Below are 24,966 nucleotides of genomic sequence, written 5' to 3' on the forward strand. Positions count from 1 at the left end.
GGCGTCCCCACCGTCCGGCCCTGATCGAGGCCACCCGCGAGACCGACGCCGCGGTCGCGGTGCCGACACATCGCCGACCCTTCGCCGACGGATCGCCGACGGGTGAGGGGACACCTCGGGACCAGGGGTGGGCCGGTTGGCCCTGTCGGGTACCCGGTCGCCGGTCGAGGGTGGAAGGCATGGACCGGCTCGTACCTCCGATCGACACCCCGACCCGGAAGGGATCTCCCATGTCCGTCGACACGCAGCAGGCGTACGCCCGGCTCACCGAGGAGGAGCTGAGGGCGCTCGACGCCCACTGGCGCGCCGCGAACTATCTGGCCGTCGGCCAGATCTATCTGATGGCCAATCCGCTGCTGACCGAGCCGCTGCGCGCGGAACACGTCAAACCGCGGCTGCTCGGCCACTGGGGCACCTCTCCGGGCCTGAACCTGGTGCACACGCATCTCAACCGTGTCATCAAGGCCCGTGGACTGGATGCCCTGTGCATCTGGGGCCCCGGACACGGGGGACCCGCCGTGCTGGCCAACTCCTGGCTGGAGGGCTCGTACAGCGAGACCTACCCGGACATCACGCGGGATGCGGACGGCATGGCGCGGCTGTTCCGGCAGTTCTCGTTCCCCGGCGGGGTGCCCAGCCATGTAGCGCCCGAGACGCCCGGTTCCATCCATGAGGGCGGCGAACTCGGTTATGCCCTCTCTCACGCCTACGGTGCCGCCTTCGACAACCCGGACCTGCTGGTCGCCTGCGTGATCGGCGACGGCGAGGCGGAGACCGGCCCGCTGGCCGCCTCCTGGCACTCCGACAAGTTCCTCGACCCGGTCCACGACGGCGCCGTCCTGCCGATCCTGCACCTGAACGGCTACAAGATCGCCAACCCGACGGTGCTCGCCCGGCTCCCCGAGCCGGAACTCGACGAGCTCCTCAAGGGGTACGGCCACGACCCCATCCACGTCACCGGCGACGACCCGGCCGCCGTCCACCGCGGCATGGCCGAGGCCATGGACACTGCCCTCGACCGGATCGCCGCCCTGCAGCGGGCCGCCCGCGAGGAGGGTGCGACGGAGCGTCCCCACTGGCCGGTCATCGTGCTGCGCACCCCGAAGGGCTGGACCGGACCGGCGCAGGTCGACGGGCTGCCGGTGGAGGGCACCTGGCGCTCCCACCAGGTGCCGCTCTCCGCCGTCCGGGACAACCCCGAGCACCTGCGGCAGCTGGAGACGTGGCTGCGCTCCTACCGGCCCGAGGAGCTGTTCGACGAGGACGGCCGTCCCCGGCCCGAGGTGCTGGCCTGCGTCCCGGCGGGAGTACGGCGCCTCGGCGCGACCCCGCACGCCAACGGCGGCCTGCTGCTGCGCGAGCTGCCCCTGCCGCCGCTGGAGCGGTATGCCGTCCAGGTCGACAAACCGGGCGCCACCCTGCACGAACCGACCCGCGTCCTGGGCGAGTTGCTGCGGGACGTCATGCAGGCCACCGCCGGCCGGCGCGACTTCCGCCTGGTCGGCCCCGACGAGACCGCCTCCAACCGGCTCCAGGCCGTGTACGAGGCCAGCGGCAAGGCCTGGCAGGCACAGACGCTCCAGGTGGACGAAGACCTCGACCGGCACGGCCGGGTGATGGAGATCCTGTCCGAGCACACCTGCCAGGGCTGGCTGGAGGGCTATCTGCTGACCGGCCGGCACGGGCTGTTCTCCTGCTACGAGGCGTTCGTGCACATCGTCGACTCGATGGTCAACCAGCACATCAAGTGGCTGCGCACCACGCGCCGCCTGCCCTGGCGGGCCCCCATCGCCTCTCTCAACTACCTGTTGACCTCGCACGTGTGGCGCCAGGACCACAACGGTTTCTCCCACCAGGACCCGGGCTTCGTCGACCACATCCTCAACAAGAGTCCCGAAGCGGTACGGGTCTATCTGCCGCCGGACGCCAACACCCTGCTGTCCGTGGCCGACCACGCCCTGCGCAGCCGCGACTACGTCAACGTCATCGTCGCCGGCAAACAGCCCTGCTTCGACTGGCTGTCCATGGAACAGGCCAAGGCCCACTGCGCGCGCGGCGCCGGCATCTGGGACTGGGCGGGCAGCGAGGACGGCTCACGCGAACCCGACGTGGTGCTCGCCTGCGCGGGCGACGTCCCCACCCAGGAGATCCTGGCGGCCGCGCAACTGCTGCGCGCGCATCTGCCCGAGCTGTCCGTTCGCGTGGTGAACGTCGTCGACATCGCCCGCCTGCTGCCGAGCGAGGAACACCCGCACGGCATGAGCGACTTCGAGTACGACGGCCTGTTCACCGCCGACAAGCCCGTCATCTTCGCCTACCACGGTTACCCGTGGCTGATCCACCGCCTGGCCTACCGGCGCACCGGCCACGCCCACCTGCACGTACGCGGCTACAAGGAGATCGGCACCACGACCACGCCGTTCGACATGGTCGTCCGCAACGACCTGGACCGCTACCGGCTGGTGATGGACGTCATCGACCGCGTCCCGGGCCTCGCGGTACGCGCCGCCGCCGTACGCCAGCGGATGGAGGACACCCGGCTGCGCCACCACACCTGGATCCGCGAACACGGCACCGACCTGCCGGAGGTCGCCGACTGGACCTGGGACGGCTGAACGGCTCCAACAGGCCCCGGAAGCAGGGACGTTCGGCCCCGCCCCCGGGGCCTCGCAGTCCCTTCGATCCCGGTCGCCGCAGCGGGACATTGAAGACGCAACGAGAGTCATCGAGACCCCGCGTCACCCCTTGGAGGGATGAGCATCATGGCAGTCCACGACCACTCCCACCGGCACCCGGGATTCCACCTCCCGTCCCTGCGCAGGACGGGCACGGCTCCCGCGGACGCCGACGCGAGGACCGCGGCGGCGACAGCGACCCAGGCGCACGTCCTCGCCGGGCTGCGTCTGCTGACGGGGTTCGTCTTCCTTTGGGCGTTCCTGGACAAGACGTTCGGCTTCGGTTATGCGACCGGTTCCGGCAGGGGCTGGATCGACGGTGGGTCGCCGACCGAGGGCTTCCTCGGCGGTGTCGCGGTCGGGCCGATGGAGTCCACGTTCCACGACTGGGCCGGGGCCGGCTGGGCCGACTGGCTGTTCATGCTCGGTCTGCTCGGTGTCGGCGTCGCCCTGATCGCGGGCATCGGGCTGCGGCTCGCCGCGGTGGCCGGCACCGTGATGATGGCGCTGATGTGGATCGCTGAGTGGCCGCCGGCCAAGAACCTCTCCGACGGTTCGGCGAGCATGTCGACCAACCCGTTCGCCGACTACCACCTCGTCTACGCCGTGGTGCTCATCGCCCTCGCGGCGGCGGGTGCCGGAGCCACCTGGGGACTGGGCCGGGTGTGGGCGCGGCTGCCGTTCGTCAACCGCAACCGCTGGCTGCTGTGACCTGACCGGTCCCGGTCAGGGGCACCGCTGCGACCATGCGGCGGTGCCCCTGTGTGCGTGAGCGGCCGCTCAGGCCGTCACTCACCGTCGGCCGACAGGGACTCGTCCGTCGCGGTGAGCAGCACACCGGTGACCAGGTCGGGGCGGATGCGCACCGCGTAGTCCATGCTCCGATGCAGCCAGGGGCGCAGCATCGCCCGGTAGCGAGCCAGCTCGTCCGGATCGGTCACCAGCTGGGCGTACCCGGTGGCGACCACGCTCCAGCCGAGGTGCGTGACGGGGTCGATGTCATCGGCTTCGTAGGCGACGACGACCCCTCGCCCGTCGGCCGGGCGGGTGTGCGAGGTGAGAGCCGCGCCCTCGTGGGTGCGGATGACGATGTCGCCGTCGTCCAGCACGTGGTTGACGGGGCGAATGGTCGGCAACGCGTGGCGGGTGAAGACGATCCTGCCCAAGGACACGCTGCCGAGCAGCCGAAGAGCTTCCGAGCCGTCCAGCTCCATGCTGTGACGCGGTTCGGCAGAGGAGGGGTGGGCGTTCCTGTCGGTCATGGCAGTCTTCCGTGCGGATTCGTGGCCCACTGCGTGCTGCCCGCCGATGCCGCCGGTGCGGAAGGGCTGCTGCACGGCTCGTCGAGCCGGTGGCTGGTGGGCCGCAATGGCATCTTCGGCCTCGGCCTTCCTTGGCTTCGGCGGTGACCGGCGACTGTCGAGCAGCGAGAGGCGCCGGGCCGGGTCGACGGACCACGGACAGGGCCCGACACCTCGATGTAACGCCCGGTGATCGCGGAAGCCTAGGGCCGTTCGGCCCCCTGTCTCCGTCCGGTGGCCCCCATCGCCGCGAGGAGGCCGAGCCGCCGAGGAATCAGGGCCGACCGGCCCTGGTCTTTCGGCCCATGAGCGAGAAGGATCTAGTGACGAAGGCCGGTTCCCTCCACGAGCGGACACCGGGACGACAGGCCGGACGAGGAGCATCCGATGGCGGACAGTGAGCGGCCCGGCACCGACAACCCGATCCGGGTCTTCCTGCTGGACGACCACGAGGTGGTACGGCGAGGTGTCCACGACCTGCTCGACGACGAGCCCGACATCACCGTGGTCGGCGAGGCCGGCACGGTGGAACAGGCCCTCGTACGGATTCCCGCCCTGCGTCCCCAGGTGGCGGTTCTCGACGTCCGGCTGCCCGACGGCGACGGCGTGAGCGTGTGCCGGGAGCTGCGTTCCCGCATGCCGGAGCTGGCCTGTCTGATGCTGACCTCGTTCGACGACGAGGAGGCCCTGCTGGACTCGATCATGGCCGGGGCGTCCGGGTACGTGCTGAAGCAGATCCGGGGTTCCGACCTGGTCTCGGCGGTCCGTACGGTGGCCGCGGGCCAGTCCCTGCTCGACCCGAGCGCCACCGCCAAGGTGATGGCACGGCTGCGCGGGGAGGACGCCAAGGAGCCGGAGCCGGACGCGCTGCCCGGTCTGACCGAGCGCGAGCGGGAGATCCTCGCCCTGATCGGTGAGGGCCTGACCAACAGGCAGATCGGCCTGCGTCTCTACCTCGCCGAGAAGACCGTCAAGAACCACATCTCCCGTCTGCTGGCCAAACTCGGTGTGGAACGCCGCATCCAGGCCGCGGTGATCGCCACCCAGGCACAGGACCGGCTCGAGAACGAACGCCGCTGAAGCTCCGCGCCGACGAGCGCGCGCCGAGGTGGGCGCCCCGGTCGTCTTCCGCGACATCGTGGGTGACCCCGGTGGGGCTACACCAACCGGCTTGGCCTCACCGAGTACGTAACGGCTCCTGCGGAACCGGCCATCGGCGCCGACCGAGGCTCCGGGCTTCCGGCCCGTTCGGTGCCGTTCACTCCTGTGGACCATTAACGTGGCGGGTGGACGGAACACGGATGGGATCTGGAGGGCCAGGTGGAAAGCTCGGAGGAGTCTCACGCGGCTCGGACACGACTGCCGCAGCTGAGGCTGGACGAGCTGCTGGAGGAGCTGCAGGCCCGCCTTGACGCGGCCCGTGGTACCCGCGACCGCGTGCACAGCCTGCTGGAGGCGGTGCTCTCGGTCGGCCGCGAGCTGGATCTCGAGCAGGCGCTGTACAGCATCGTGCAGGCCGCTGCGGTACTGGTGGACGCCGAGTACGCCGCACTGGGGGTCATCGGGCCGGACGGCAAGCGCTTGTCGGAATTCCTCACGGTCGGGGTCACCGAAGAACAGATCACCCAGATCGGCAACTATCCGGAGGGACACGGCATCCTGGGGGAGCTGATCCGGAATCCGGAGCCCCTGCGGCTGACGAAGCTCTCGGAGCATTCTGCCTCGTACGGCTTCCCGCCCCATCACCCGCCGATGAACACCTTCCTGGGTGTCCCGATCCGGGTCCGGGACCAGGTCTTCGGCAACCTGTACCTGACCGAGAAGCGGGAAGGGCTGCAGTTCGACGAGGACGACGAGTCGGTGCTCTCCACGCTGGCCGTGGCGGCCGGCGTCGCGATCGACAACGCCCGCCTGTACGAGGAGTCCCGGCTCCGCGAGCGCTGGCTGCGGGCCAGCGCCGAGATCGCCCACAGCCTGATGTCCGGCAGCGCGCGTGGTGACGTACTGGCGCTGATCGCCGAACGCGCCACAGAGATCACCGGGGCGGCCCTGGCGGTGGTCGCCGTGCCCATGGAGAACACTGACGCGCTCACGGTGGAACTGGCCATCGGGCAGGAGGCGGAGGCACACCGCGGACTGGTTCTGCCCGTGGACGGCAGCCTGATCGGTGAGGCGTTCACGCATGGGGTGGCTGTCGCCAGCCCGGACGTCTCCGACGACGAACGGATCACGGCCGGTCCGCCGCGCTTCAGGGGGCTGGGCCCGGCCGTGGCCGTCCCGATCGGCTCAGGTGACGGTGTACGCGGTGTCGTCCTGCTGGTCCGAGAAGCGGGCGGCACGGTTTTCTCCGAGCAGGAGACCGAACCGCTGAAAGCCTTCGCCGCCCAGGCCGCGGTCGCGATGGAACTGGCGGAGCACCGCCGGGACGCCGAACAGATCGCCGTACTCCAGGATCGCGACCGGATCGCCCGAGACCTGCACGACCTGGCGATCCAGCGGCTGTTCGCCACCGGCATGACGCTGCAGAGTGCCGGCCGCTTCATCGAACACACGGAGGCCTCCGAGCGCGTACTGCGGGCGGTGGACGATCTCGACGAGACCATCAAGATCATCAGGTCGACGATCTTCGGACTGCGGGAGCGGGAGGGAGCATCCGGCCCCGGTCTGCGGGCCCGCGCGGTACGCGTGGCCGGTGAGGCGGCGCTCGTACTGGGTTTCGCGCCCAGCGTGCGCATCGAGGGGCTCCTGGACACTCACGTGTCGAAGGAGATCGCCGACCAAGTGGTGGCTGTCCTTTCCGAGGCCCTCACGAACATTGCCCGGCACGCCCGTGCGAGTCGCGCCGACGTGGTGCTGGAAACCGACGGACGTGAAGTGCGGGTCACGGTCTCCGACAACGGCGTGGGCATTCCGGCCGACGGCCGCCGCAGCGGCCTGCGCAACATGGCGGAGCGGGCCGAGCAGCTGAGCGGAGCGCTGGAGTTGAGCAGCCCGGCAGGCGGAGGCACCACACTGGTGTGGCGCGTACCGGTGCAGGAGTCGTAGGAGCGCGACGGAAGGGCAGCGGACGCGGTGCATCACCACGCAGGCGCTGCGCCGTACCGCCCGTTCTCCACAGGACAGGGCCACTCGGCCCATGTCTCCCGCGATCCCGTGATCGACGCTGAACGCAGGCGCCGTACCCATGGCCGCGCTCACGGGTCCGCGCCGCCGACCGGACCTCGAGCCCTTCTGGGCGGCGCGATCCCCTCAAGCGCCGCAGCGATGAGGCAGAGGCATGGATCGTCCTCGTCAGCTGGACGCTTGCCCTGCTCGGCGGTCTGCTCGCGGGTCAGGCGACGGCACGATGAAGCACGCTCTGGCCGCCGGATCGACGCGCACGGACCGGGCGGAGGCCGAACCCGGCGGCGCGTCGGGCACCGCCGTCACCGTGTGGACCGACCGTTCGGGGTCACTGGTCCCCGAGCCCGCCACCGCGCAAGAGGCGCGGATGTGGGAGGCCGGTCGGTCCGCGGTGGAGGACGAGGACGCCCGGCCGACAGGGCCGATCGGGTGGTGCGGTGGGCCGTTCGGCTCATGCGCCGCGCGTGGTATCGGAGTTGGATGACAGCGAGGGAAACGGTGTCGATCCGAAGGGGGCGAGGGCAGTGGGTACGAGACTCACAGCGGAGGTCGGGGGGCGGTTCGCGGTCCTGCTGATCGTGGCCACCGGCGTGACGTTCGTCCTCGCGGCGGCGTTCGACGCGATGGCCCTTCGGTTCCTGCGGCGACGCCTTCGCAGGACGCCGACGCCCATCCAACCTGCTCGGCGCGAGGTAGTCCGCCATGAGCGGAGAGACCGTGTGGTTCGGGGGCCGCGGGGCTCAGGCGCGCGGGCGCACCTTTGACGCGCGGGCGAGGGCCACGAGCGGAAGGCGTCCCAGCTGCTCGACACGATTTTCCTCATGACGCGATGGCCACCATCCCGGTGAACGGGTACGCCGCACCATGGTTGAAGGACCGGCCCGCGAGGTACTCCGGAACGGTGCCGCCGCCACGGACCTGCTGGCCGTCGAGGCCCCGGACCAGGCCGAGCACTACGGTCTGCGACCGGGCCACGTGCCCGCCATGGGACGCAGTGGCCGTGAACCGCCAGGACGCCCGCTGCCCGGCGCTCCGATGTGCTGTCGCACGCGCGCTGTGGGATGTCGGGGCCGCGGTGTTCGACACGGACGCCGTGATCACCGACTCGCTCGGTTTCAGGCGGCCGCGTGGAACACCTGGCCTCTTCCTGGAAGCGGCCCGTCGACGCGGGTGAGTCCGGGGGCGGGCCGTAGCGGTGGTTTCACCCTCGTCGTCGGCGTGGACCGCGCCGACGGCCCGGACACGGGGGAGACTGCTGCGGCACGGTGCCGACGTCGTAGTAGGAGACCTCGCAGAACTGCTCGTCTGAGGAGCGCCGAAGTGACGGACCGGATTTGGGAGTACGAGGGCTACGATCCCGCTCAGGAGCGTCTGCGCGAGTCCCTGTGCACGCTGGGCAACGGCTACTTCGCCACCCGCGGGGCGCTGCCCGAGTGCGTCGCGGACGACGTGCACTACCCGGGCACCTATGCGGCCGGCTGCTACAACAGGCTCACCTCCGAGGTGGCAGGCCGTGAGGTCGAGAACGAGGACATGGTCAACCTGCCGAACTGGCTGCCGCTGCGCTTCCGAGTCGAAGGGCAGCAGTGGCTCACCCCCGACACCGCAGAGGTGCTGGAGCACCGGCAGGTCCTGCACCTGGCCTCGGGGCTGCTGGAGCGCCGGACGCGTTACGGGCTCGGCGAGGGACGCGCCCTGTCCGTCCGCCAGGAGCGGCTCGTGCACATGGCGGAACCCCACCTGGCCGCCCTGCGCACCGAGTTCACCGCCGACGGATTCTCCGGTGACCTCGCGGTCGAGTCCGCCCTGGACGGGAGCGTCACCAACTCCGGCGTGCCGCGCTACCGCGAACTGGACGGGCGTCATCTGACTCATGTGGACACCGGTACCGCCGCTCCGGACGCGGTCTGGCTGCGCTGCCGTACCCGCACCTCCGACATCCGGGTCGGTATGGCGGCCCGGCTGACCGCCGACGTGCCGGCCACGGCACAGCACGAGCTGACGCGGGCCGTCCAGCGGGTGTGCCTGCGCCTGGCTCCCGGCCGGACCGCCACCGTCGACAAGACCGTCGCCCTGCACACTTCACGCGACCTGGCGATCAGCGATCCGCTGCACGCCGCGATCGAACGGGTGGGCCGCGCGCCCGGCTTCGACAAGCTGCTGGAGTCGCACCTGACGGCCTGGGACCAGCTGTGGCGGCGGGCCGAGCTGGACGTGCCGGGCGAGGCGGGCAGCATCCTGCGGCTGCACCTGTTCCATGTCCTGCAGACGCTCTCCCCGCACACCGCCGACCTCGACGTGGGCGTGCCTGCCCGGGGGCTGCACGGTGAGGCCTACCGCGGGCACGTGTTCTGGGACGAGCTGTTCGTTCTGCCCTACCTCAACCTGCACTTCCCCGAGGTCTCCCGCGCCCTGCTGCAATACCGCCACCGACGCCTGGAGCGCGCCCGCTCCGCCGCCCGCGACCGCGGCCGGCGCGGAGCCCTGTATCCCTGGCAGAGCGGCAGCGACGGCCGCGAGGAGACCCAGCGGCTGCACCTCAACCCGCGCTCCGGACGCTGGCTGCCCGATCACTCCCGGCTGCAGTACCACGTCGGATCGGCGATCGCGTACAACGTGTGGCAGTACTGCGAGGCCAGCGGCGACACCGAGTTCCTGCACACCAAGGGCGCCGAGATGCTGCTGCAGATCGCCCGCTTCTGGGCGGACTCGGCGGTGTACGACGAGACACTGGGCAGGCATCGCATCCGCGGGGTCGTCGGTCCCGACGAGTACCACGATGCCTACCCCTGGGCGGCGGAGCCGGGCCTCGACGACAACGCGTACACCAACGTCACGGCCGCCTGGGTGCTGGCCCGCGCCCTGGAACTCCTCGACACCCTGCCCGAACCGCGCCGTCGGGAACTCGTCGAGCGGACCGGACTCGACGTCGGCGAACTCGAACAGTGGGAGGACGTCTCGCGCACGCTCCACGTGCCCTTCCACGACGGGGTCATCAGCCAGTTCGAGGACTACGGCAAGCTGGAGGAACTGGACTGGGCCGGATACCGCCGGCGGTACGACGACATCCGGCGGCTCGACCGGATCCTGGAGGCGGAGGGCGACACCGCCAACCGCTACCAGGCGTCCAAACAGGCCGACGTACTGATGCTCGGCTACCTCTTCTCGCCTGACGAACTCCAAGGGCTGTTCCGTCGGCTGGGGTACCGGCTCGACGAGGACACCTGGCGCCGCACCGTCGACTACTACCTGCGCCGCACCAGCCACGGCTCCACCCTCAGCGGACTGGTGCACGGCTGGGTCCTCGCCCGGGCCCGCCGCGCCGATGCCTGGACGTTCTGCCAGGAGGCACTGAGGGGTGACATCGCCGACGTCCAGGACGGCACCACGGGCGAGGGCCTCCACCTCGGTGCCATGGCCGGCACCCTGGACCTGGTCCAGCGCGGCCTGACCGGCCTGGAGCCCAGGCGCGGCGCTCTGTGGCTGGACCCGGTGCCCCTCCCCGAGCTCTCCTCCTACGGCTTCGAGCTCCGCTACCAGGGCCACTGGGGCGTGCGCCTGCGTCTGGAGCGCGGGTGGCTGGAGATCGCCGTACCGTCGTCCGACCGCTCCCCGATCGACGTCCACCTTCCCGATCGCTCGGTCGGCGTGCAGCCGGGGGAGATCTGCCGGCTGGAGCTCCCCGACTGAGGTCGCGGTCGGTTCGGCGAGCGCGGCGAGTTCGGGGGGGTCCCTACGACGGTGGTTCCGCCTGCGTCTGGGCGGCCTGCAGATCGGCGAGCAGTTCGGCCTGCCCGGCGAGCACCCCGGACAGGATGGTGCGGGCGACCCCGAGCAGCTCGGCGATATGCGGGCTGGTCAGCGAGTAGTACACGGTGGAGCCCTCCTTGCGGGTCACCACCAGGTTCGCCCTGCGCAATACCGCGAGCTGCTGTGACAGGTGCGCCGGCTCGATCCCGACCTCGGGCAGCATCTCCGCCACCGCGTGCTCGCGCTCGCTCAGCAGCTCAAGGACCCGGATGCGCGCCGGGTGGCCGAGTGTCTTGAAGAACTCGGCCTTCAGTTGGTACAGCGGCGTGCTCATCGTGCCGTCCCCTCCCCGGCGGAGCAGCACGGCCCTATGGGCCGGTCCTCGGCGCCTCGCATACACCCACTCGTCACACACATGCGGCTCATCCTCGCGTGCGACAGCGGCCATGCCGAAATCTCGCACGAGAACCGCGCCGCCCGAATCCCACGGTGGTGACATGAAGGCCGCTGGGCGCGGTTCGGCACTGACCGCCCAGACGACTGCCGCGAAGGCGGATGTGCCGGACTTCGCCGAGGACGAGGCCGTCGTCACGAGGGACGGCATCTGCACCGTCGTACCCGTACGTGATCCCGACGGTGCCTTTGCACCCGGCCGGACCCACCGGGCGCACCGGCCCGCGGTGTCTCAAGCCGGCCACCCTGTCGTCCGCCACTCGTGGCGGCCCTCCGGTGGCTCGCCGTGCCGCGTGCTGTGTGCCGCGAGTGCGTCGGCCAGGTCGGCGTGCACGGGGATGGGCCGGCACTCCCCGTTGGGCACGAGGGAGCCGTCTGCGGGGATCGCGGCCAGTTCCAGGCCGCGGCCCGCCTCGGCGAGACGCCCCGCGGCCTCGATGATCGCCAACTGCCCCTCGGCCGACCAGCCGCGCAGCCCGCTCAGGTCGACGATGACCGGACCGGTGCCGCGTCCCACCACCCAGCCGACGGCACCGGTGAAGCGACGGACGGCCTCCGGGCCCAGGTGTCCGGAGACGGGCAGGATGCCGAGGTCCTGCTCGACGGTGTAGCGCCACTCGATGGTCATGATCGTCAACTTCCTTGCGCGTTCGGCGTGTTCGGTCGGAAGGGAAGGGTGATCCAGATGCTCTTCCCCCTGCCGTCGGCGTCCCCCCGGACCACCGCCGTGCCCCCCCCAGGCCGAGGGTGAGCTCCATGACGGTGGCAAGACCGCCCGCCTTCGTTCGGGTGGCCGGCGCGTACAACGAGGGCCGGTGGGGGTGACGGTCGTGGACGGCGAAGGCCAGGCAGTCCGGGCCGGCCGCGTAGATGACGGTCATCTGCGGGGAGAGCGCCGCGGCGTGCCGGACGCTGTTGGTGACCAGCTCGCTGAGGATCAGCAGGGCCGGGCCGACGGTGGGATGGCGCGGGTTCACGCCCCACTCGGCCAGCACCTGTTCGGCGGTCTCCCGGGCCATGCGGACCGCGGACGGCATCGCGGGCAGTGTGAGCACATGCCGGTGGGGCAGTGCTTCGAGCCGGGCGTTCATCACGCCTCCGCGGGGGTGAGAGGGAATGCGGTCACCGTCTTGGGACGCGGGCGCGGCAGGAGGCACTCGAAGTCCCCCATCTGCCGACCAGGCCGTACGACGGTCAGGACCCGCCGCGTGGACACCGGCCGCCCCGGTGCGCGGCCTTCCGACAGCAACTCCTCGGCGCCGGAGACCTCGACCTTGCGCAGGGGAATGGGCGGAGTGCTCATCCGGCGGCTTCCTCTGTTTCCCGGCTGACGGGCCGGGACGTCTGGGCGGGAACAGTCGGCATGACACCGACGCACTCCAGGTAGGTGTGTGCGCCCCGGATCGCCTCCGGCGTGGTGGCGTACTCACGCCCCTCCCGGCGCAGCAGCTCCAACGCGCCCACGGATTCCAGCGCCTGGCGCTGGCCAGGGCGGATCCCGGAGGCCATGACCACGGTGCCGCGCCGATTGAGCTTTTCCACCACGTCCTTGAGGACCAGGGCGCCGGTGGCGTCGATGGTCGTCACCCGGGACATGCGCAGGATGACGACCCGCACGTCGGCGACCTCGGTCAGCTCCAGGAGAAAGCGGTGGGCGGCGGCGAAGAACAGTGGCCCGTCGATGCGGTAGGCGACGATGTGCTCGGCCAGCAGCGCGTGCTCCTCGGCGCTGTGGTCACCACGGTCCAGCGGCACCTGGTCCAGGCGGGCCTGCTGGGCGACCGCGCGCAGCGCCAGGGTGCCGGCGACCACCAGGCCGATGATCACGGCGTAGACGAGGTCGAGGGCGAGCGTGGCCACGGCGGTCAGCACGAGGATCAACGCGTCGGAGCGGGTGGCCCTCGCCATCGCCCGGAGCGAGCTGACCTCGACCATGCGGATCGCGGTGGCCAGCAGCACGCCCGCCAGCGCCGCCAGCGGGATCTTGGAGACGAGGGGTGCGGCCGCGAAGACGATCACTGCGAGGACCGCCGCGTGGGTCAGGGCCGCCAGCCGGGACCCCGCCCCGGTACGAACGTTGACGGCGGTCCTGGCGATCGCGCCGGTCGCCGGTACGCCCCCGAACAGCGGCGCGGCGATATTGGCCAGACCCTGACCGAACAGCTCACGGTCCGGGTCGTGCTTCTGGCCGACCGTCATGCCGTCGGCGACCGAGGCCGACAGCAGCGACTCCAGGGCTGCCAGCGCCGCCACCGCGACTGCCGGGGCGAGCAGCGAGCCGAGCGCGCCCGGGTCGAGGAAGGCGAGCGAGGGGGCGGGCAGGCCGGACGGCAGGTCGCCGATCGGCTGCGCCGCGTCCAGGCCGCCTGCCTGTGCCATGAGGGTGGCCGCGATCACCGCGAGGATGGAGAAGGGGATCGTGGGCCGCCGCCGGGCGCCGATCAGCATGACGGCGGCGACCGCCAGGGCGAAGGCGACGGAGGTCCAGTTCGGGTGGGTCGCGAACTCCTCCAAGGCGCGCCAGGTCACCACGAGGACGCGGTCGCCCTCGGGCTTGGGCACCCCGAGGGCGTTGGGAATCTGCTGCAGCCCGATGACGCAGGCGATGCCGAGCGTGAAGCCCTCCACGACGGGCGCGGGCACGTACTGCATGTACTTCCCGGCCTTGAGCAGGGCGAGGGCGACGAGCATGACGCCCGCCATCAGCCCGACGGTCAGCACCCCGGACGCCCCGTGCTCGGTGACGATCGGTACCAGCACGACCGTCATGGCGCCGGTCGGCCCGGACACCTGCAGATTCGACCCGCCGAACACGGCGGCGAGCACGCCCGCGATCACCGCGGTCGCCAACCCCGCCGCCGCGCCGAGCCCGGAGGAGACACCGAAGCCGAGTGCGAGCGGCAGTGCGACGATCGCCACGGTGAGGCCGGCCAGCAGGTCCCGGCGTGGGTCGCGGCGCATCTCCGCCAGATCCGTGCGGCCGGGCAGCAGTGCGGTGAGCCGGGCCACGGCCCGGCAGAAGGGGATCCTCATCGCGCGGCGACCTCGGTATTCCGCAGCTCGGCCAGCAGCTCGTTCCGCCCGGCCAGCAGCTCGGTCAGAATCCTGCGCGCGGCCCCCATCAGGTCGGCGACGTCCCCGCCGGCGAGCGCGTACACCACGGTCGAGCCCTCGCGCTTGGATGTGACGATGTCCGAGCGGCGCAGGACCGCCAGCTGTTGCGACAGGCTGGAGGGTTCCACCTCGATCGCGGCCAGCAGCTCCCGTACCGGTCTCGGCCCGTCCTGCAGCAGCTCCAGCACCCGTATCCGTACGGGATGTCCCAGCATCCGGAAGAAATCGGCCGTGGCCTGGTACAGCGGAACGGACATGACCCTCGGCTTCCCGGACAACGCCCCACCCGGGGCCGGTGCAGGCTGCGCCCACGGCTACCTGCGGACACAGCCAACACAGCATCTAACCAATTGCGAAATTATGCAATTCAGCATCCTGTTACTACCGGGCCGCCCCGGCGGGCGGGATCAGGCCCTCTTGACCACGCTCGACTTGAGCTGCATGGCTCCGAAACCGTCGATCCTGCAGTCGATGTCGTGGCCGTCGACGCCGTCGACCAGCCGGATTCCGCGCACCTTGGTGCCTGCCTTGATCCCCGAGGGGCTCCCCTTGGCCTTGAGCGCCTTGACGACGACGGTGTCGCCGTCCCGCAGCACATTGCCCACAGCGTCCTTGACGACCCGCTCCCCGGCGGGTCCTCCACCCTCCGCACCGCTCTCCGCGGGTGCCCATTCGTGGCCGCACTCCGGGCACACCACAAGGGCGTTCATGGCGTAGGTGTACTCACAGGAGCACTTCGGACAAGAAGGGAGGTTATCGATCATCGCGCCAGAGTATCCGGCGCCGCACGCCGGCCGGCTGGTGGTCGGCCGCCGGCTGTGGAGGGGCGGTGGTGCATGGTCTCCAGCGCGCTCGCCAGCACATGGGGATCGTGGTGGCCCTTGTAGACCGGAGGTGGCTGCTTGGCGAGGTCGAGGAGTCCGGCCACCGCGGTCCAGGCGGTGCGTACGGAGTACTCGAAGGTGAAGGCGACGTCGTCGGGCACTTCGGCGAACTGTCCGATGAAGGCGAGGTTCACCGACCCTTCGGGCACGACCTTGGGCCGGTCGTCGCGGCGGCGGACCAGGAACTGGCTGGTGACGTACGGCATCAGGCAGGGCACGACGGTGGAGGTCTCCCGGACACGGGCCGCCACCGCCTCGTCGAACCGCAGATGGTGGAGTACTTCGTCGAGGATCTCCCGGCCGGAGCACATCGTCATCGGCTTGGGCGTGTGGTTGCCGGCGCGGCCGGGACCCCGGATGTGGTGTCGTTCCTGCTGCGCCCGGCAACGGCCCCTGTGTCGGCGCCGTTTCGAGGCGCTGGGCGAAGAGGGGCCGAACGGCCCCACGGATGCGGGCACATCGGCCCGACGGGCCCACTCGGGTGAGGGCCGAAGAGGCCCGCACTGTTCGGCCCTCGGCCCTGTACGCCTCCGTCGGACGGGTGACTACTGCTCGCGGCACCATGTCCGGTACGCGGCCACGGCCGTCGGCAGGGTGGGGAAGATCCGCCCGGTGCCGACGGTCTCCACCAGACCGTAGGCCTCCAGATCATCCCGCAGGTCCTGCTTGACCCGGGCGAGGGCGAAGACGACGCCGCGGTCGGTGAGTTCGCGGCGCAGTTCGTCGACCGCGTCCAGGGCGGTGATGTCGACCTCCACGTTCGCCTCGGTGTTGAGGACGAACCAGCGCACGGGAACTTCCTGTGTGCCGACCGCGGCCAGGGCCCGGCGTAGGAAGTTCTCCGCGTTGGCGAAGAACAGGGGGGAGTCGTAGCGGTAGACCAGCAGGCCGGGGATCGTACGGGCCTCGGGGTAGTCGTCGACGTCGTGCATGCCGGACACGCCGGGCACCAGCCCCTCGACGGCGTCGTGCGGGCGCGCGACCCGGGTCAACAGCTCCGCCACCGACAGACCGACGGCGACCAGCACCCCGTACAGGATGTCCAGGACGAGGACCCCGGCCAGGCAGCCGAATGCCAGCAGGAGTTCCCGGCGGCGGAAGGACGCCAGCTTGCGGAAACCCGTCAGGTCGATCATGCGGATGGCGGCGTAGACGACGAGCACGCCCAGCACCGCCGTGGGAGTGCGGGACAGCAGCGGGCTCAGGAACAGCAGGACCGACAGGACTGCCGCCCCGGCGACCAGCGAGTACGCCTGGCTGCGGCCGCCCGCCGAGGAGGCCAGCGCGGTACGGCTGGCGCTGCTGCTCACCGGGAAGCCGTGCAGTGCGCCCGCACCGAGGTTGGCGGCGCCCAGGGACAGGAACTCCTGATTGGCGTCCAGCGCGTTCGCGTCACGGGCGGCGAAGGCCCGTGCGGTGAGGATGAAGTCCGTGTAGCCGACGAGGAGGACGCCCAGGGCGGGTAGCAGGAGATGCGGCAGGTCGGTCAGGTCAGGCAGGGCGAGTCCGGGCAGGCCCGCCGGCACGTCGCCGATGACCTTGATGCCGTGCCCGTCGTCGAGTCCGAAGACCGCCACAGCCGTCGTACCGAGGACCACGGCCAGCAGAGGGCCGGGCACGGCGCGGACGTACCGGGCGGCGATGAGGAGGAAGGCCAGCACGACAGCGGAGAAGACGACGGTGGCCGGGTGGGCGTTCGGCAGGTCCCGGACGAAGGACCAGAGCTGAGGGAAGAACGCGGAGCCTGTGGTGTCGACGCCGGTGAGCTTGGGCAGCTGGTCGACCATCATGATCAGCGCCACGCCCGTCAGATAGCCGATGAGAACCGGCCGTGACAGCAGATCCGCGACGAAGCCGAGCCGCGCCGCCCACGCCACCACGCACAGCAGGCCGACCGCGATCGCCAGTGCGGCCGCCAGTGTCGCGTACCGGGCCGGATCCCCGGCCGCCAGCGGACCGACCACCGTGGCCGTCATCAGCGCGGTCGTCGACTCCGGGCCGACCGACAGCAGGCGGGAGGAGCCGAGCACGGCGTACAGGGCGAGCGCGGGCAGGATCGCCCACAGCCCGGCGACCGGCGGCAGACCGGCCACGCCCGCGTACGCCATCACCTGGGGCACGAGATAGGCGGCCACCGTCACTCCGGCCAGTACGTCACCCTTCAGCCACGAGCCCCGGTAGCCGAGGAGCGTGGCGAGCCCGGGTGTCAGACGGCGCCACACCGGAACACTGCCGTCCGAGCTCGGGGACATGGTCCTCCTTCTGACGAGGGATATCAGCATGCACTGGCGAACGGACGCCCGCGAGAGGCCGAACGGTCCGCCCACGCCCTGCAGGGCCGGCGGTCGGGAGCCCAACAGGCCGTGCGGAAGGGACGGTTCAGTTCCCGTCCTGTCCCTTCGCAGTGGTGCGCGGCCGGTCGGCGTCCGCGTCGGTCGGCGGGCCCATGGTGTCACCGCGCCTGCCGCCCGCAGGGCCGATCGGCCCCAGTCGGGGACCTGCGGCCCCTGCACCACAGGCCTCGGCAGCGTGACGCTGGAATCACATCCCCGTTCAGGAGGCAGAACGATGGTCCACAACGTTGTCGCAGGTCTCGATGGCTCGGCCGAGAGCCGGGCCGCAGCCGAATGGGCGGCCCGCGAGGCGAAGCTGCGCGGCCTGCCGCTGAAGCTCGTGCACGTCTGGGAGCCCGTCCCCGAGCCCATGGCCCAGGCACCGCTCCTCGGCGCGGAGACACAGCAGCACTGGAGCGAGCGGATCCCCCGCGAGGCGGCGGAAGGCCTCAGGCTGCGCCATGCCGGGCTGGACGTGACCGTGGAACAGCTCAGCGGCCGGCCCGGCGACGTGCTGACGGGCGCGGCACAGGACGCCGAACTGCTGGTCCTCGGCTCCCGTGGCCTCAGCGGGCTCGGAGGCTTCCTGGTGGGCTCCGTCGGGCAGGCCGTCGTCGCCCACGTCGAAGTGCCCGTGGTCCTGGTTCGCGCCGGGGAGCAGGCCGCGGACGAGCACGCGATGGACCCGGCCGGAATCCCGTCCGCCGCGGCCCCGTTCCGGCCTGTCGTCCTGGGCCTCGACACCGACAGTCCGCACGACACCGTGATCGAGTTCGCCTTCGACGCCGCGGCTCGGCGGGACACGGCCCTGCGGGTCGTCCACGGCTGGAACCTGCCGCCGTACTTCGCCTACGGCCTGCCCGCGGACCTCGAGCTCAACGCCGAGCTGGGCAGGCAGGACACCGCCGTACTGACCGAGATGCTGCGTCCCTGGCGGGAGAAGTTCCCGACGGTCGAGGTCGTCGAGCAGTCCCGTGCCGGCAGCCCGGCCAACCACCTGGTCGACGCTTCCCGTGAGGCTTCCCTGGTCGTCGTGGGCAGGAAGATCCGCCGTAGCCCGATCGGCGCCCACATCGGACCGGTCACGCACGCCGTCCTGCACCACTCCACCGCCCCCGTCGCCGTCGTCGCGCACGGCTGACGCACCATCCCCGAGGAGCAAGAACCATGAAGGCAGCGGTCGTACGAGTCCTCGGTGAACCCCTGGTCATCGAGGAGCGCCCCGATCCCGAGCCCGGCCCGGGCCAGGTCCGCGTCCGTGTCGAGGCGTCCGGGTTGTGCCACACCGACATCCATGCCGCCCGCGGCGACTGGCCGGTCAGGCCGAACCCGCCGTTCGTGCCCGGTCACGAGGGCGTGGGCCTGGTCGAGAAGCTCGGTGACGGCGTCACCCACCTGTCCGTCGGGCAGCGGGTCGCCGTGCCGTGGCTGGGCAAGGCCTGTGGGCGGTGCGAGCACTGCCTGTCCGGCTGGGAGACGTTGTGCGAGCAGCAGGTCAACACCGGCTACGGGTGCGACGGCGGGTACGCGGAGAAGATGCTGGCCTGGGCCGACTTCGCGCAGCCCGTGCCGCAGGGCATCACGGCGTTCGACGCCGCCCCGCTGACCTGCGCCGGCGTCACCACGTACAAGGCGCTGAAGGTGGCCGGTGTCGGGCCCACCCAGCTCGTCGCGATTTCGGGTGTCGGCGGTCTCGGTCATCTGGCGGTGCAGTACGCGAAGATCGCCGGAGCTCGGGTGGTGGCGATCGACATCACCGACGAGAAGCTCGACCTGGCCGCGGAACTCGGCGCCGACCTCGTCATCGACGCCCGCAAGGACAACGTGGGCGAGGTGCTCCAGAGGTATGGAGGTGCGCACGCGGCGATCGCTCTCGCGGTGAACGAGGCTGCCTTCGCGGCTGTCAACTCCGGGCTGCGGCGCGGGGGGAAGCTGGTCATGGTGGCGCTGCCCGCGCACGGCACGGTCCAGGTTCCGATCTTCGACACCGTTCTGAAGGGCACCAGCGTGATCGGTTCGATCGTCGGTACCCGGCAGGACCTCGCCGAGGTCTTCCAGCTGCACGCGGCGGGCCGCACCAGGGTGATCTACGAGACCCGCCCGCTCGCCTCCGTCAACGAGTCCATCAGCGAGGTGCTCAGCGGCCAGGTCAAGGCCCGGATCGTCTTCGACCTCGGTGCGGGAAGGTGAGAACGGTGGACCTTCCGGTCGTCGTGGGCGTCGACGGCTCCGAACCCGGTCTGCGCGCCGTGGACTGGGCGGCGGACGAGGCCGCACTGCGCGGGGTGCCGCTGCGGCTGGTGTACGCCTCGCTGTGGGAGCGTTACGAAGGCGCGGCGCTCGCCCAGGAACTCGGCAGGACGTCCGAGCAGATACTGGCCGACAAGATCGTCGATGCCGCCGTGCGGCGCGCCCACCGCCGTCGACCGGACCTGAAGGTCGAGGCCGAGGTGGTGCCCGACGGGCCGGTGCCCGCCCTGGTGACCGAGGCGCGGCGCGCCTCCCTGCTGGTCCTGGGGGCGCGGGGGCGCGGGGGCATCGCCGAGCTGCTGCTCGGCTCGGTCAGCCTCGCGGTCGCCGCCCACGCGCACTGCCCGGTGATCGTGCTGCGCGGCAGCCATGACCTCCGGGCGCAGCCCGGAGCGCAGGGGCGCGTCCTGCTCGGCGTCGGCGAGGAGGCGCGGAGTTCGGCTGCTGTGCGTTTCGCCTTCCAGGAAGCGGAGCGGCGGAGCGCCGTCCTGGAAGCCGTACGGGCCTGGAGATGCCCCGGGCACGAGACCACCGAACACCCCCTGCTGGCCGGCGGTCCGGCCCGGATGCACGAACAGCGAGCCGCCGAGACGCTGGAGGCCGCGCTGAACGAAGTGGCCGCGGAGCACCCGTCCGTGCAACTCCACCGGCGCACCGCCGAGGGCACCGCCCGCAGGGTACTGCTCGACGCGTCGGTCACCGCCGATCTGCTGGTGGTCGGAGCCCGGCGCCAGAGCGGTTTCTTCGGCCTTCAGCTGGGACGGGTCGCCCACACGGTGCTGCACCACTCCGCCTGCCCGGTCGCCGTCGTACCGCAGCCGGCCTGATGCGCGGGCCGGTTCAGAGTTTCGCCGTCTGATCGGGGACGTCCGTCTGATCCGGGACGTCCGTCTGATCCGGGACGTACGTCTGCGGATCGCGCGGCAGCGGGCCGGCCGGCCTCGAAGGCCTGGAGCAGCGGCAGCGGCGGCTCTCCCGGACGGCAGCCGGCCTGCCGCGGTTCGCCGAGATCGAGGTCGGCCTCCGTGGTCGCGACACCGGGAGGCCTGGTGGCCCCGGGCGGCGTCAGCGCGTTCGACGCGCGCGTGCGCCGCGTCTGACCGCGCGTCGAGCCCGCTGTCGTCGTACGGCGCGACCCACCCTCCCGGGGAGTCCGGCACAGTGCCGCCCGGCTTCGAAAGCGATGCAGCTGCACGCCGTGTCCATGCGTCTTGAGCCGCAGTGGGCATCGGGAGAGGCGGGACGGGCCGGGGGCCACGCGCGCCCGCGCCTTCGATGGTGGGCAGGCCGTAGCGTGGACCCGTACATCCGTTCCGCGCAGGCTGTAGGGGACTGTCCGCCCTGTGCAGGGCCCGCAACCGCGCCCTGCGGTGCGGCGGCCGCGTACGGCTCGTGATCGGCAGTCCGCGCGTTCTGCGCATGCTGCGCGCCGTCCGGCTGACCGACGTGTTCGAGGTGCTCCCCGTACTCCCCGACGTCACGTCTCCCGTCGGCACCGCCTGATCCGGCACGCCTCGGAATCGGGGCCGAACGGCCCTGCTCCGGTCCCCGGACAGGCCCTGTGGCGCTGCCCCGGGGTCCTGGACCGTGGAAGGAGAACCCAGGGACCCAGGGAGAGGAAGGCGTCATGACGCAGACCGCACGCCGCGCGCGGGAGACCCACGCGCTTCTGGCCGACGGCAGCACAGTCGCGATCCGGTCCGCGCGGCCGGAGGACCACGACCAGGTGCTGCGGCTGTACGACACCATGTCGGCGGAGAACCGGCGGCTGCGGTTCTTCGGGGCCAGCCGGCTCGCCGGCCGGCAGGCCGCCGACCGGATCTGCGCCGATCCGGAACCCGGATACCAGGGGCTCGTGGCGCTGCTCGAAGGGCAGGTCGTCGGAGCCGCCGAGTACCACGTCAACGCCGACCGGGTCGCCGCCGAGATCGCCGTGGCGGTGGCCGACGGTCTCCACCACCGCGGCGTGGGCACCCTGCTCCTCGAACACCTGGTGACCGCCGCCCGCATGGCGGGCCTCACCGCGTTCACCGCCGCCACACTCGCCGACAACCACGAGATGATGCGGGTCTTCACCGACCTCGGACTGCGGACCGAGCGCCGCCGGGACCGCGACGAGGTCTACAGCCTCGTACGGCTGGACCAGGACGAGACCTACCTGGCGGCCCTCGACGAACGGGGCCGCGTCGCCGACACCGCGAGTCTGCGGCCGCTGCTGCGCCCCCGCTCCATCGCGGTCGTCGGGGCGGGCACCAGGCCGGGCTCGGTGGGGCGGGCCGTGCTCAGGAACATTCGGCGGGCGGGATTCACCGGCCGCCTGATGGCGGTCAACCCGCACGCGGACACCGTCGAGCACACCCCCTGTCACCCGTCGGTCGCCTCGCTGCCCCAGCCTCCCGAACTCGCCGTTCTCGCGGTGCCCGCGGGCGCGGTTCCCGAGGTGGCCGAACAGTGCGGCAAGACCGGAGTGGGGGCCCTGGTGGTACTGACCGCCGGGCTCGACGTCGAACAGGCCGCGGCGCTGCTGGCGACCGTACGCCGCTACGGAATGCGGCTGGTCGGCCCGAACTGTCTGGGCATCGCCACCACCGAGGAGGCGGTACGCCTCGACGCGACCTTCGCCGCGCACCGGCCGTTGCCCGGCACCGCAGGTGTCGCCGTGCAGTCCGGCGGCGTCGGCATCGCGCTCCTCGGCGGGCTGACCCGGCTGGGCATCGGGGTGTCGAGCTTCGTCTCGCTGGGCGACAAGTACGACGTCAGCGGCAACGACCTGCTCCAGTGGTGGGAGAGCGACGGCACGACCGACCTGGCCGTGCTGCACCTGGAGTCCTTCGGCAGCCCGCGCGCCTTCTCCCGTACCGCCCGCCGGGTCGCCCGGCGGATGCCGGTGCTGACGGTGGACGCGGGCCGTTCCGACGCCGGGCGGCGAGCAGCGGCCTCCCACACCGCCGCGGCCGCGACGCCCACCGTGACCAGGCAGGCCCTGTTCACGCAGGCCGGCGTCATCGCCACCCGGAGTATCGGCGAACTCCTCGACACCGCAGCCCTGTTGAACTCCCAGCCGCTGCCGACCGGCTCGCGGGTGGCCGTGGTCTCGAACGCGGGCGGGGCCGGTGTACTGGCCGCGGACGCGTGCACCGAGGCCGGGCTGACCGTGCCCGAACTGCCCGCCGGCCTCCTCCGTGAACTCCTCGAACTGCTGCCGGCCGGGGCGAGCGCCGGCAATCCGATCGACACGACCGCCGCGGCCGGCGGCAAGGCGCTGCGCGCCTGTGTGGACCGCCTGGCCGCCCACGACGCCGTCGACGCGGTCCTGGTGGCGCTCGTGCCGACCGCCCTGATGGCGGCGACCGGGGACGATCCGGTCCGCGCGCTCGCCGGGCCGGTCCCCGCGCACTGGACGCGCCCGGTCGCCGTGGCCCTGCTCGACCAGGCCGAGTCCGTCCTGCTGCTGCACACCGGACAGGGCGCCCTGCCCGCGTATGCCGATCCGCAGGCCGCCGCACGCGCCCTGGCGCACGCCGCCGCCCGGTCCCGCTGGCTCGCCCGGCCGCCCGGCACGGTCCCGGAACTGCCCGGCGTCGACACCACGGGCGCCCGCGCCCAGGCGGACGCCTTCCTCGCCGAGAACCCCGAGGGCGGCTGGCTGGACCCGCGCGGCTGCGCCGAACTCCTCGACCGCTACGGCATCCCGCAGCTGCCCTGGGCCTGGGCCGAGGACGAACAGGCCGTCGTGGATGCCGCCGCCCGGCTCGCGGGGCCCGAGGGACGGGTCGTGCTCAAGGCGTACTGGCCGGGCCTGGTGCACAAGACCGACCAGGGCGCTGTGCTCCTCGACCTGGAAGGGGAGGAGCAGCTGCGGGCCGCGTACCGCGGTCTCGTCGCGCGCTTCGGCGAGGTGATGACCGGGGTGCTCGTGCAGCCGATGGCCGGACGCGGCACCGAACTGGTCGCGGGAATGGTGCAGGACGAGGTGTTCGGGCCGCTCGTGCTGTTCGGCCTCGGCGGTACGGCGACCGAGGTGCTCGCGGACCACGCGGCCCGGCTCGCCCCGCTCACCGACCGCGATGTGCACGACCTGATCACCGCGCCGCGCTGCGCCCCGCTGCTGCTCGGTCACCGGGGCAGCGGCCCCGTCGATCTGGCGGGCCTGGAGCAGTTGCTGCTCCGCCTGTCGCGGTTGGCGTGCGACCTGCCGCAGCTCGCCGAGGCCGACCTGAACCCGGTCGTGGCCCGCCCGGACGGGGTCACCGCCCTCGACGTACGGATCCGCCTGCTGCCGCGCAGCCCGCACGACCCGTATCTGCGCCGACTGCGCTGAGTCGCGGGTTCCGGAGAAGGAGACGACGATGAAGCACCGCAAGGTCAGCACAGTGATGACGAGCGAAGTCGTGCGGGTGGCCGCGACGACCCCGTTCAAGGAGGTCGCGGCACTGCTGGCGGAGCACCGCATCAGCGGACTGCCCGTGGTGGACGAGGACGAGAAGGTCGTCGGGGTGATCTCCGAGACCGATCTGATGCTCCGGCAGGCGCAGCAGGAGGAGCCCGGACACCAGCGCCCCAAGTGGCGCCCGCGCCTGACCCGCGCCGCCCGCAGGACCGACGCCAAGGCCCGGGCCCGCACGGCGGAACAGCTGATGAGCAGCCCGGCGATCACCGTACGCGCCGACGACTCCATCGCCGGAGCCGCCCGAACGATGGCCGGACACCGCGTCGAGCGGCTGCCGGTACTGGACGAGGAGGACCGGCTGGCAGGCATCGTCACCCGGCGCGATCTGCTCCAGGTCTTCCTGCGCCCGGACGAGGACATCCGCGCCGAGATCGTCGACGAGGTGCTGGTACGCGCCCTGTGGCTGGCGCCGCAGACGATCGGTGTGACGGTCACCGACGGGGTGGTCACGCTGGACGGCCAACTCGAGCGCGCCAGCGAGGTTCCGATCGTCGTGAATATGAGCGGCCAGGTGGACGGCGTGGTGGCCGTCGTCGACCACCTCACCCACCGGTACGACGACACGCACCTGCGGCCGGACGAGCCGGCCGTGCACGGGATCGGCGAGAGCCGGCTGCGCAGGCCGTGACAGGA

The 24,966-nt window shown here is 71.7% G+C and carries 20 protein-coding genes and 2 pseudogenes; 11 read left to right on the top strand and 11 right to left on the bottom strand.

The window, feature by feature from the left end:
• Nucleotides 1-230: 230 nt before the first annotated feature.
• Together QFZ76_RS46115 and QFZ76_RS46120 are read left to right on the top strand one after the other, a co-directional pair.
• Nucleotides 231-2,615 carry a phosphoketolase gene (locus QFZ76_RS46115; RefSeq protein WP_307679306.1) on the top strand — a complete coding sequence of 795 codons (2,385 nt, stop codon included), beginning with the start codon at nt 231-233 and terminating at the stop codon, nt 2,613-2,615.
• Between the two features lie 147 nt (nt 2,616-2,762).
• Nucleotides 2,763-3,386, top strand: coding sequence for a DoxX family membrane protein (locus tag QFZ76_RS46120; RefSeq protein ID WP_307680328.1), 624 nt, complete (start codon nt 2,763-2,765; stop codon nt 3,384-3,386).
• A gap of 77 nt (nt 3,387-3,463) precedes the next feature.
• Here QFZ76_RS46120 and QFZ76_RS46125 read toward each other — a convergent pair whose 3' ends face one another.
• Nucleotides 3,464-3,937 carry a pyridoxamine 5'-phosphate oxidase family protein gene (locus tag QFZ76_RS46125; protein ID WP_307679307.1) on the bottom strand — a complete coding sequence of 158 codons (474 nt, stop codon included), beginning with the start codon at nt 3,935-3,937 and terminating at the stop codon, nt 3,464-3,466.
• A gap of 426 nt (nt 3,938-4,363) precedes the next feature.
• On the opposite strand from QFZ76_RS46125, the gene QFZ76_RS46130 reads away from it, so the two are divergent.
• From QFZ76_RS46130 to QFZ76_RS46140, 3 genes are all read left to right on the top strand, one after another.
• Nucleotides 4,364-5,056 carry a response regulator transcription factor gene (locus tag QFZ76_RS46130; RefSeq protein ID WP_307679308.1) on the top strand — a complete coding sequence of 231 codons (693 nt, stop codon included), beginning with the start codon at nt 4,364-4,366 and terminating at the stop codon, nt 5,054-5,056.
• 240 nt (nt 5,057-5,296) lie between these two features.
• Nucleotides 5,297-7,021 (top strand): GAF domain-containing sensor histidine kinase, encoded by a 1,725-nt coding sequence (locus QFZ76_RS46135; RefSeq protein ID WP_307679309.1) that lies wholly within the window; start codon nt 5,297-5,299, stop codon nt 7,019-7,021.
• Nucleotides 7,022-7,322: 301 nt separating this feature from the next.
• The gene (locus QFZ76_RS46140; RefSeq protein WP_307679310.1) at nt 7,323-7,583 is read left to right on the top strand and encodes a hypothetical protein; all 261 of its coding nucleotides are present in this window, start codon (nt 7,323-7,325) and stop codon (nt 7,581-7,583) included.
• A 335-nt stretch (nt 7,584-7,918) separates the two neighbouring features.
• Here QFZ76_RS46140 and QFZ76_RS46145 read toward each other — a convergent pair whose 3' ends face one another.
• Nucleotides 7,919-8,074, bottom strand: coding sequence for a hypothetical protein (locus QFZ76_RS46145; protein WP_307679311.1), 156 nt, complete (start codon nt 8,072-8,074; stop codon nt 7,919-7,921).
• Between the two features lie 345 nt (nt 8,075-8,419).
• On the opposite strand from QFZ76_RS46145, the gene QFZ76_RS46150 reads away from it, so the two are divergent.
• Nucleotides 8,420-10,789, top strand: coding sequence for a glycoside hydrolase family 65 protein (locus QFZ76_RS46150; protein ID WP_307679312.1), 2,370 nt, complete (start codon nt 8,420-8,422; stop codon nt 10,787-10,789).
• Nucleotides 10,790-10,832: 43 nt separating this feature from the next.
• Here QFZ76_RS46150 and QFZ76_RS46155 read toward each other — a convergent pair whose 3' ends face one another.
• From QFZ76_RS46155 to QFZ76_RS46195, 9 genes and pseudogenes are all read right to left on the bottom strand, one after another.
• Entirely contained in the window at nt 10,833-11,183 is a 351-nt protein-coding gene (locus QFZ76_RS46155) for a metalloregulator ArsR/SmtB family transcription factor (protein WP_307679313.1), read from the bottom strand.
• Between the two features lie 351 nt (nt 11,184-11,534).
• Complete coding sequence (locus QFZ76_RS46160; RefSeq protein ID WP_307679314.1) at nt 11,535-11,930, bottom strand: anti-sigma factor antagonist; 396 nt, start codon at nt 11,928-11,930, stop codon at nt 11,535-11,537.
• A 5-nt stretch (nt 11,931-11,935) separates the two neighbouring features.
• Nucleotides 11,936-12,393: pseudogene (locus QFZ76_RS46165) on the bottom strand (ATP-binding protein).
• Complete coding sequence (locus QFZ76_RS46170) at nt 12,393-12,605, bottom strand: hypothetical protein (RefSeq protein ID WP_307679315.1); 213 nt, start codon at nt 12,603-12,605, stop codon at nt 12,393-12,395. Before QFZ76_RS46170 ends, QFZ76_RS46165 begins: the two are co-directional and overlap by 1 nt.
• Nucleotides 12,602-14,335 (bottom strand): SulP family inorganic anion transporter, encoded by a 1,734-nt coding sequence (locus tag QFZ76_RS46175; protein WP_307679316.1) that lies wholly within the window; start codon nt 14,333-14,335, stop codon nt 12,602-12,604. The genes QFZ76_RS46170 and QFZ76_RS46175 overlap by 4 nt, the downstream gene beginning before the upstream one ends.
• Nucleotides 14,332-14,673, bottom strand: coding sequence for a metalloregulator ArsR/SmtB family transcription factor (locus QFZ76_RS46180; RefSeq protein WP_307679317.1), 342 nt, complete (start codon nt 14,671-14,673; stop codon nt 14,332-14,334). Before QFZ76_RS46180 ends, QFZ76_RS46175 begins: the two co-directional genes overlap by 4 nt.
• Nucleotides 14,674-14,823: 150 nt before the next feature.
• On the bottom strand, nt 14,824-15,180 hold the full coding sequence (locus QFZ76_RS46185) for a zinc ribbon domain-containing protein YjdM (protein ID WP_307679318.1): 357 nt from the start codon (nt 15,178-15,180) through the stop codon (nt 14,824-14,826).
• Between the two features lie 62 nt (nt 15,181-15,242).
• Nucleotides 15,243-15,650 (bottom strand): annotated as a pseudogene (locus QFZ76_RS46190) (oleate hydratase); the annotation flags it as partial.
• A 195-nt stretch (nt 15,651-15,845) separates the two neighbouring features.
• On the bottom strand, nt 15,846-17,552 hold the full coding sequence (locus QFZ76_RS46195) for a SulP family inorganic anion transporter (protein WP_307679319.1): 1,707 nt from the start codon (nt 17,550-17,552) through the stop codon (nt 15,846-15,848).
• A gap of 316 nt (nt 17,553-17,868) precedes the next feature.
• Here QFZ76_RS46195 and QFZ76_RS46200 point away from each other — a divergent pair, with 316 nt between their 5' ends.
• The 5 genes from QFZ76_RS46200 to QFZ76_RS46220 all read left to right on the top strand — a co-directional run bounded on the left by QFZ76_RS46200 (nt 17,869) and on the right by QFZ76_RS46220 (nt 24,961).
• The gene (locus QFZ76_RS46200; protein ID WP_307679320.1) at nt 17,869-18,774 is read left to right on the top strand and encodes a universal stress protein; all 906 of its coding nucleotides are present in this window, start codon (nt 17,869-17,871) and stop codon (nt 18,772-18,774) included.
• Between the two features lie 26 nt (nt 18,775-18,800).
• Nucleotides 18,801-19,823: a zinc-dependent alcohol dehydrogenase gene (locus tag QFZ76_RS46205; RefSeq protein ID WP_307679321.1), complete on the top strand. Its 1,023-nt coding sequence runs from the start codon at nt 18,801-18,803 to the stop codon at nt 19,821-19,823.
• 5 nt (nt 19,824-19,828) lie between these two features.
• Complete coding sequence (locus tag QFZ76_RS46210) at nt 19,829-20,710, top strand: universal stress protein (RefSeq protein WP_307679322.1); 882 nt, start codon at nt 19,829-19,831, stop codon at nt 20,708-20,710.
• An 800-nt stretch (nt 20,711-21,510) separates the two neighbouring features.
• Entirely contained in the window at nt 21,511-24,204 is a 2,694-nt protein-coding gene (locus tag QFZ76_RS46215) for a bifunctional GNAT family N-acetyltransferase/acetate--CoA ligase family protein (protein ID WP_307679323.1), read from the top strand.
• Nucleotides 24,205-24,232: 28 nt separating this feature from the next.
• Nucleotides 24,233-24,961, top strand: coding sequence for a CBS domain-containing protein (locus tag QFZ76_RS46220; protein WP_307679324.1), 729 nt, complete (start codon nt 24,233-24,235; stop codon nt 24,959-24,961).
• Nucleotides 24,962-24,966 lie beyond the last annotated feature (5 nt).

It is taken from the genome of Streptomyces sp. V4I2, from assembly GCF_030817655.1.
Classification (GTDB): Bacteria; Actinomycetota; Actinomycetes; order Streptomycetales; family Streptomycetaceae; genus Streptomyces; species Streptomyces plumbiresistens.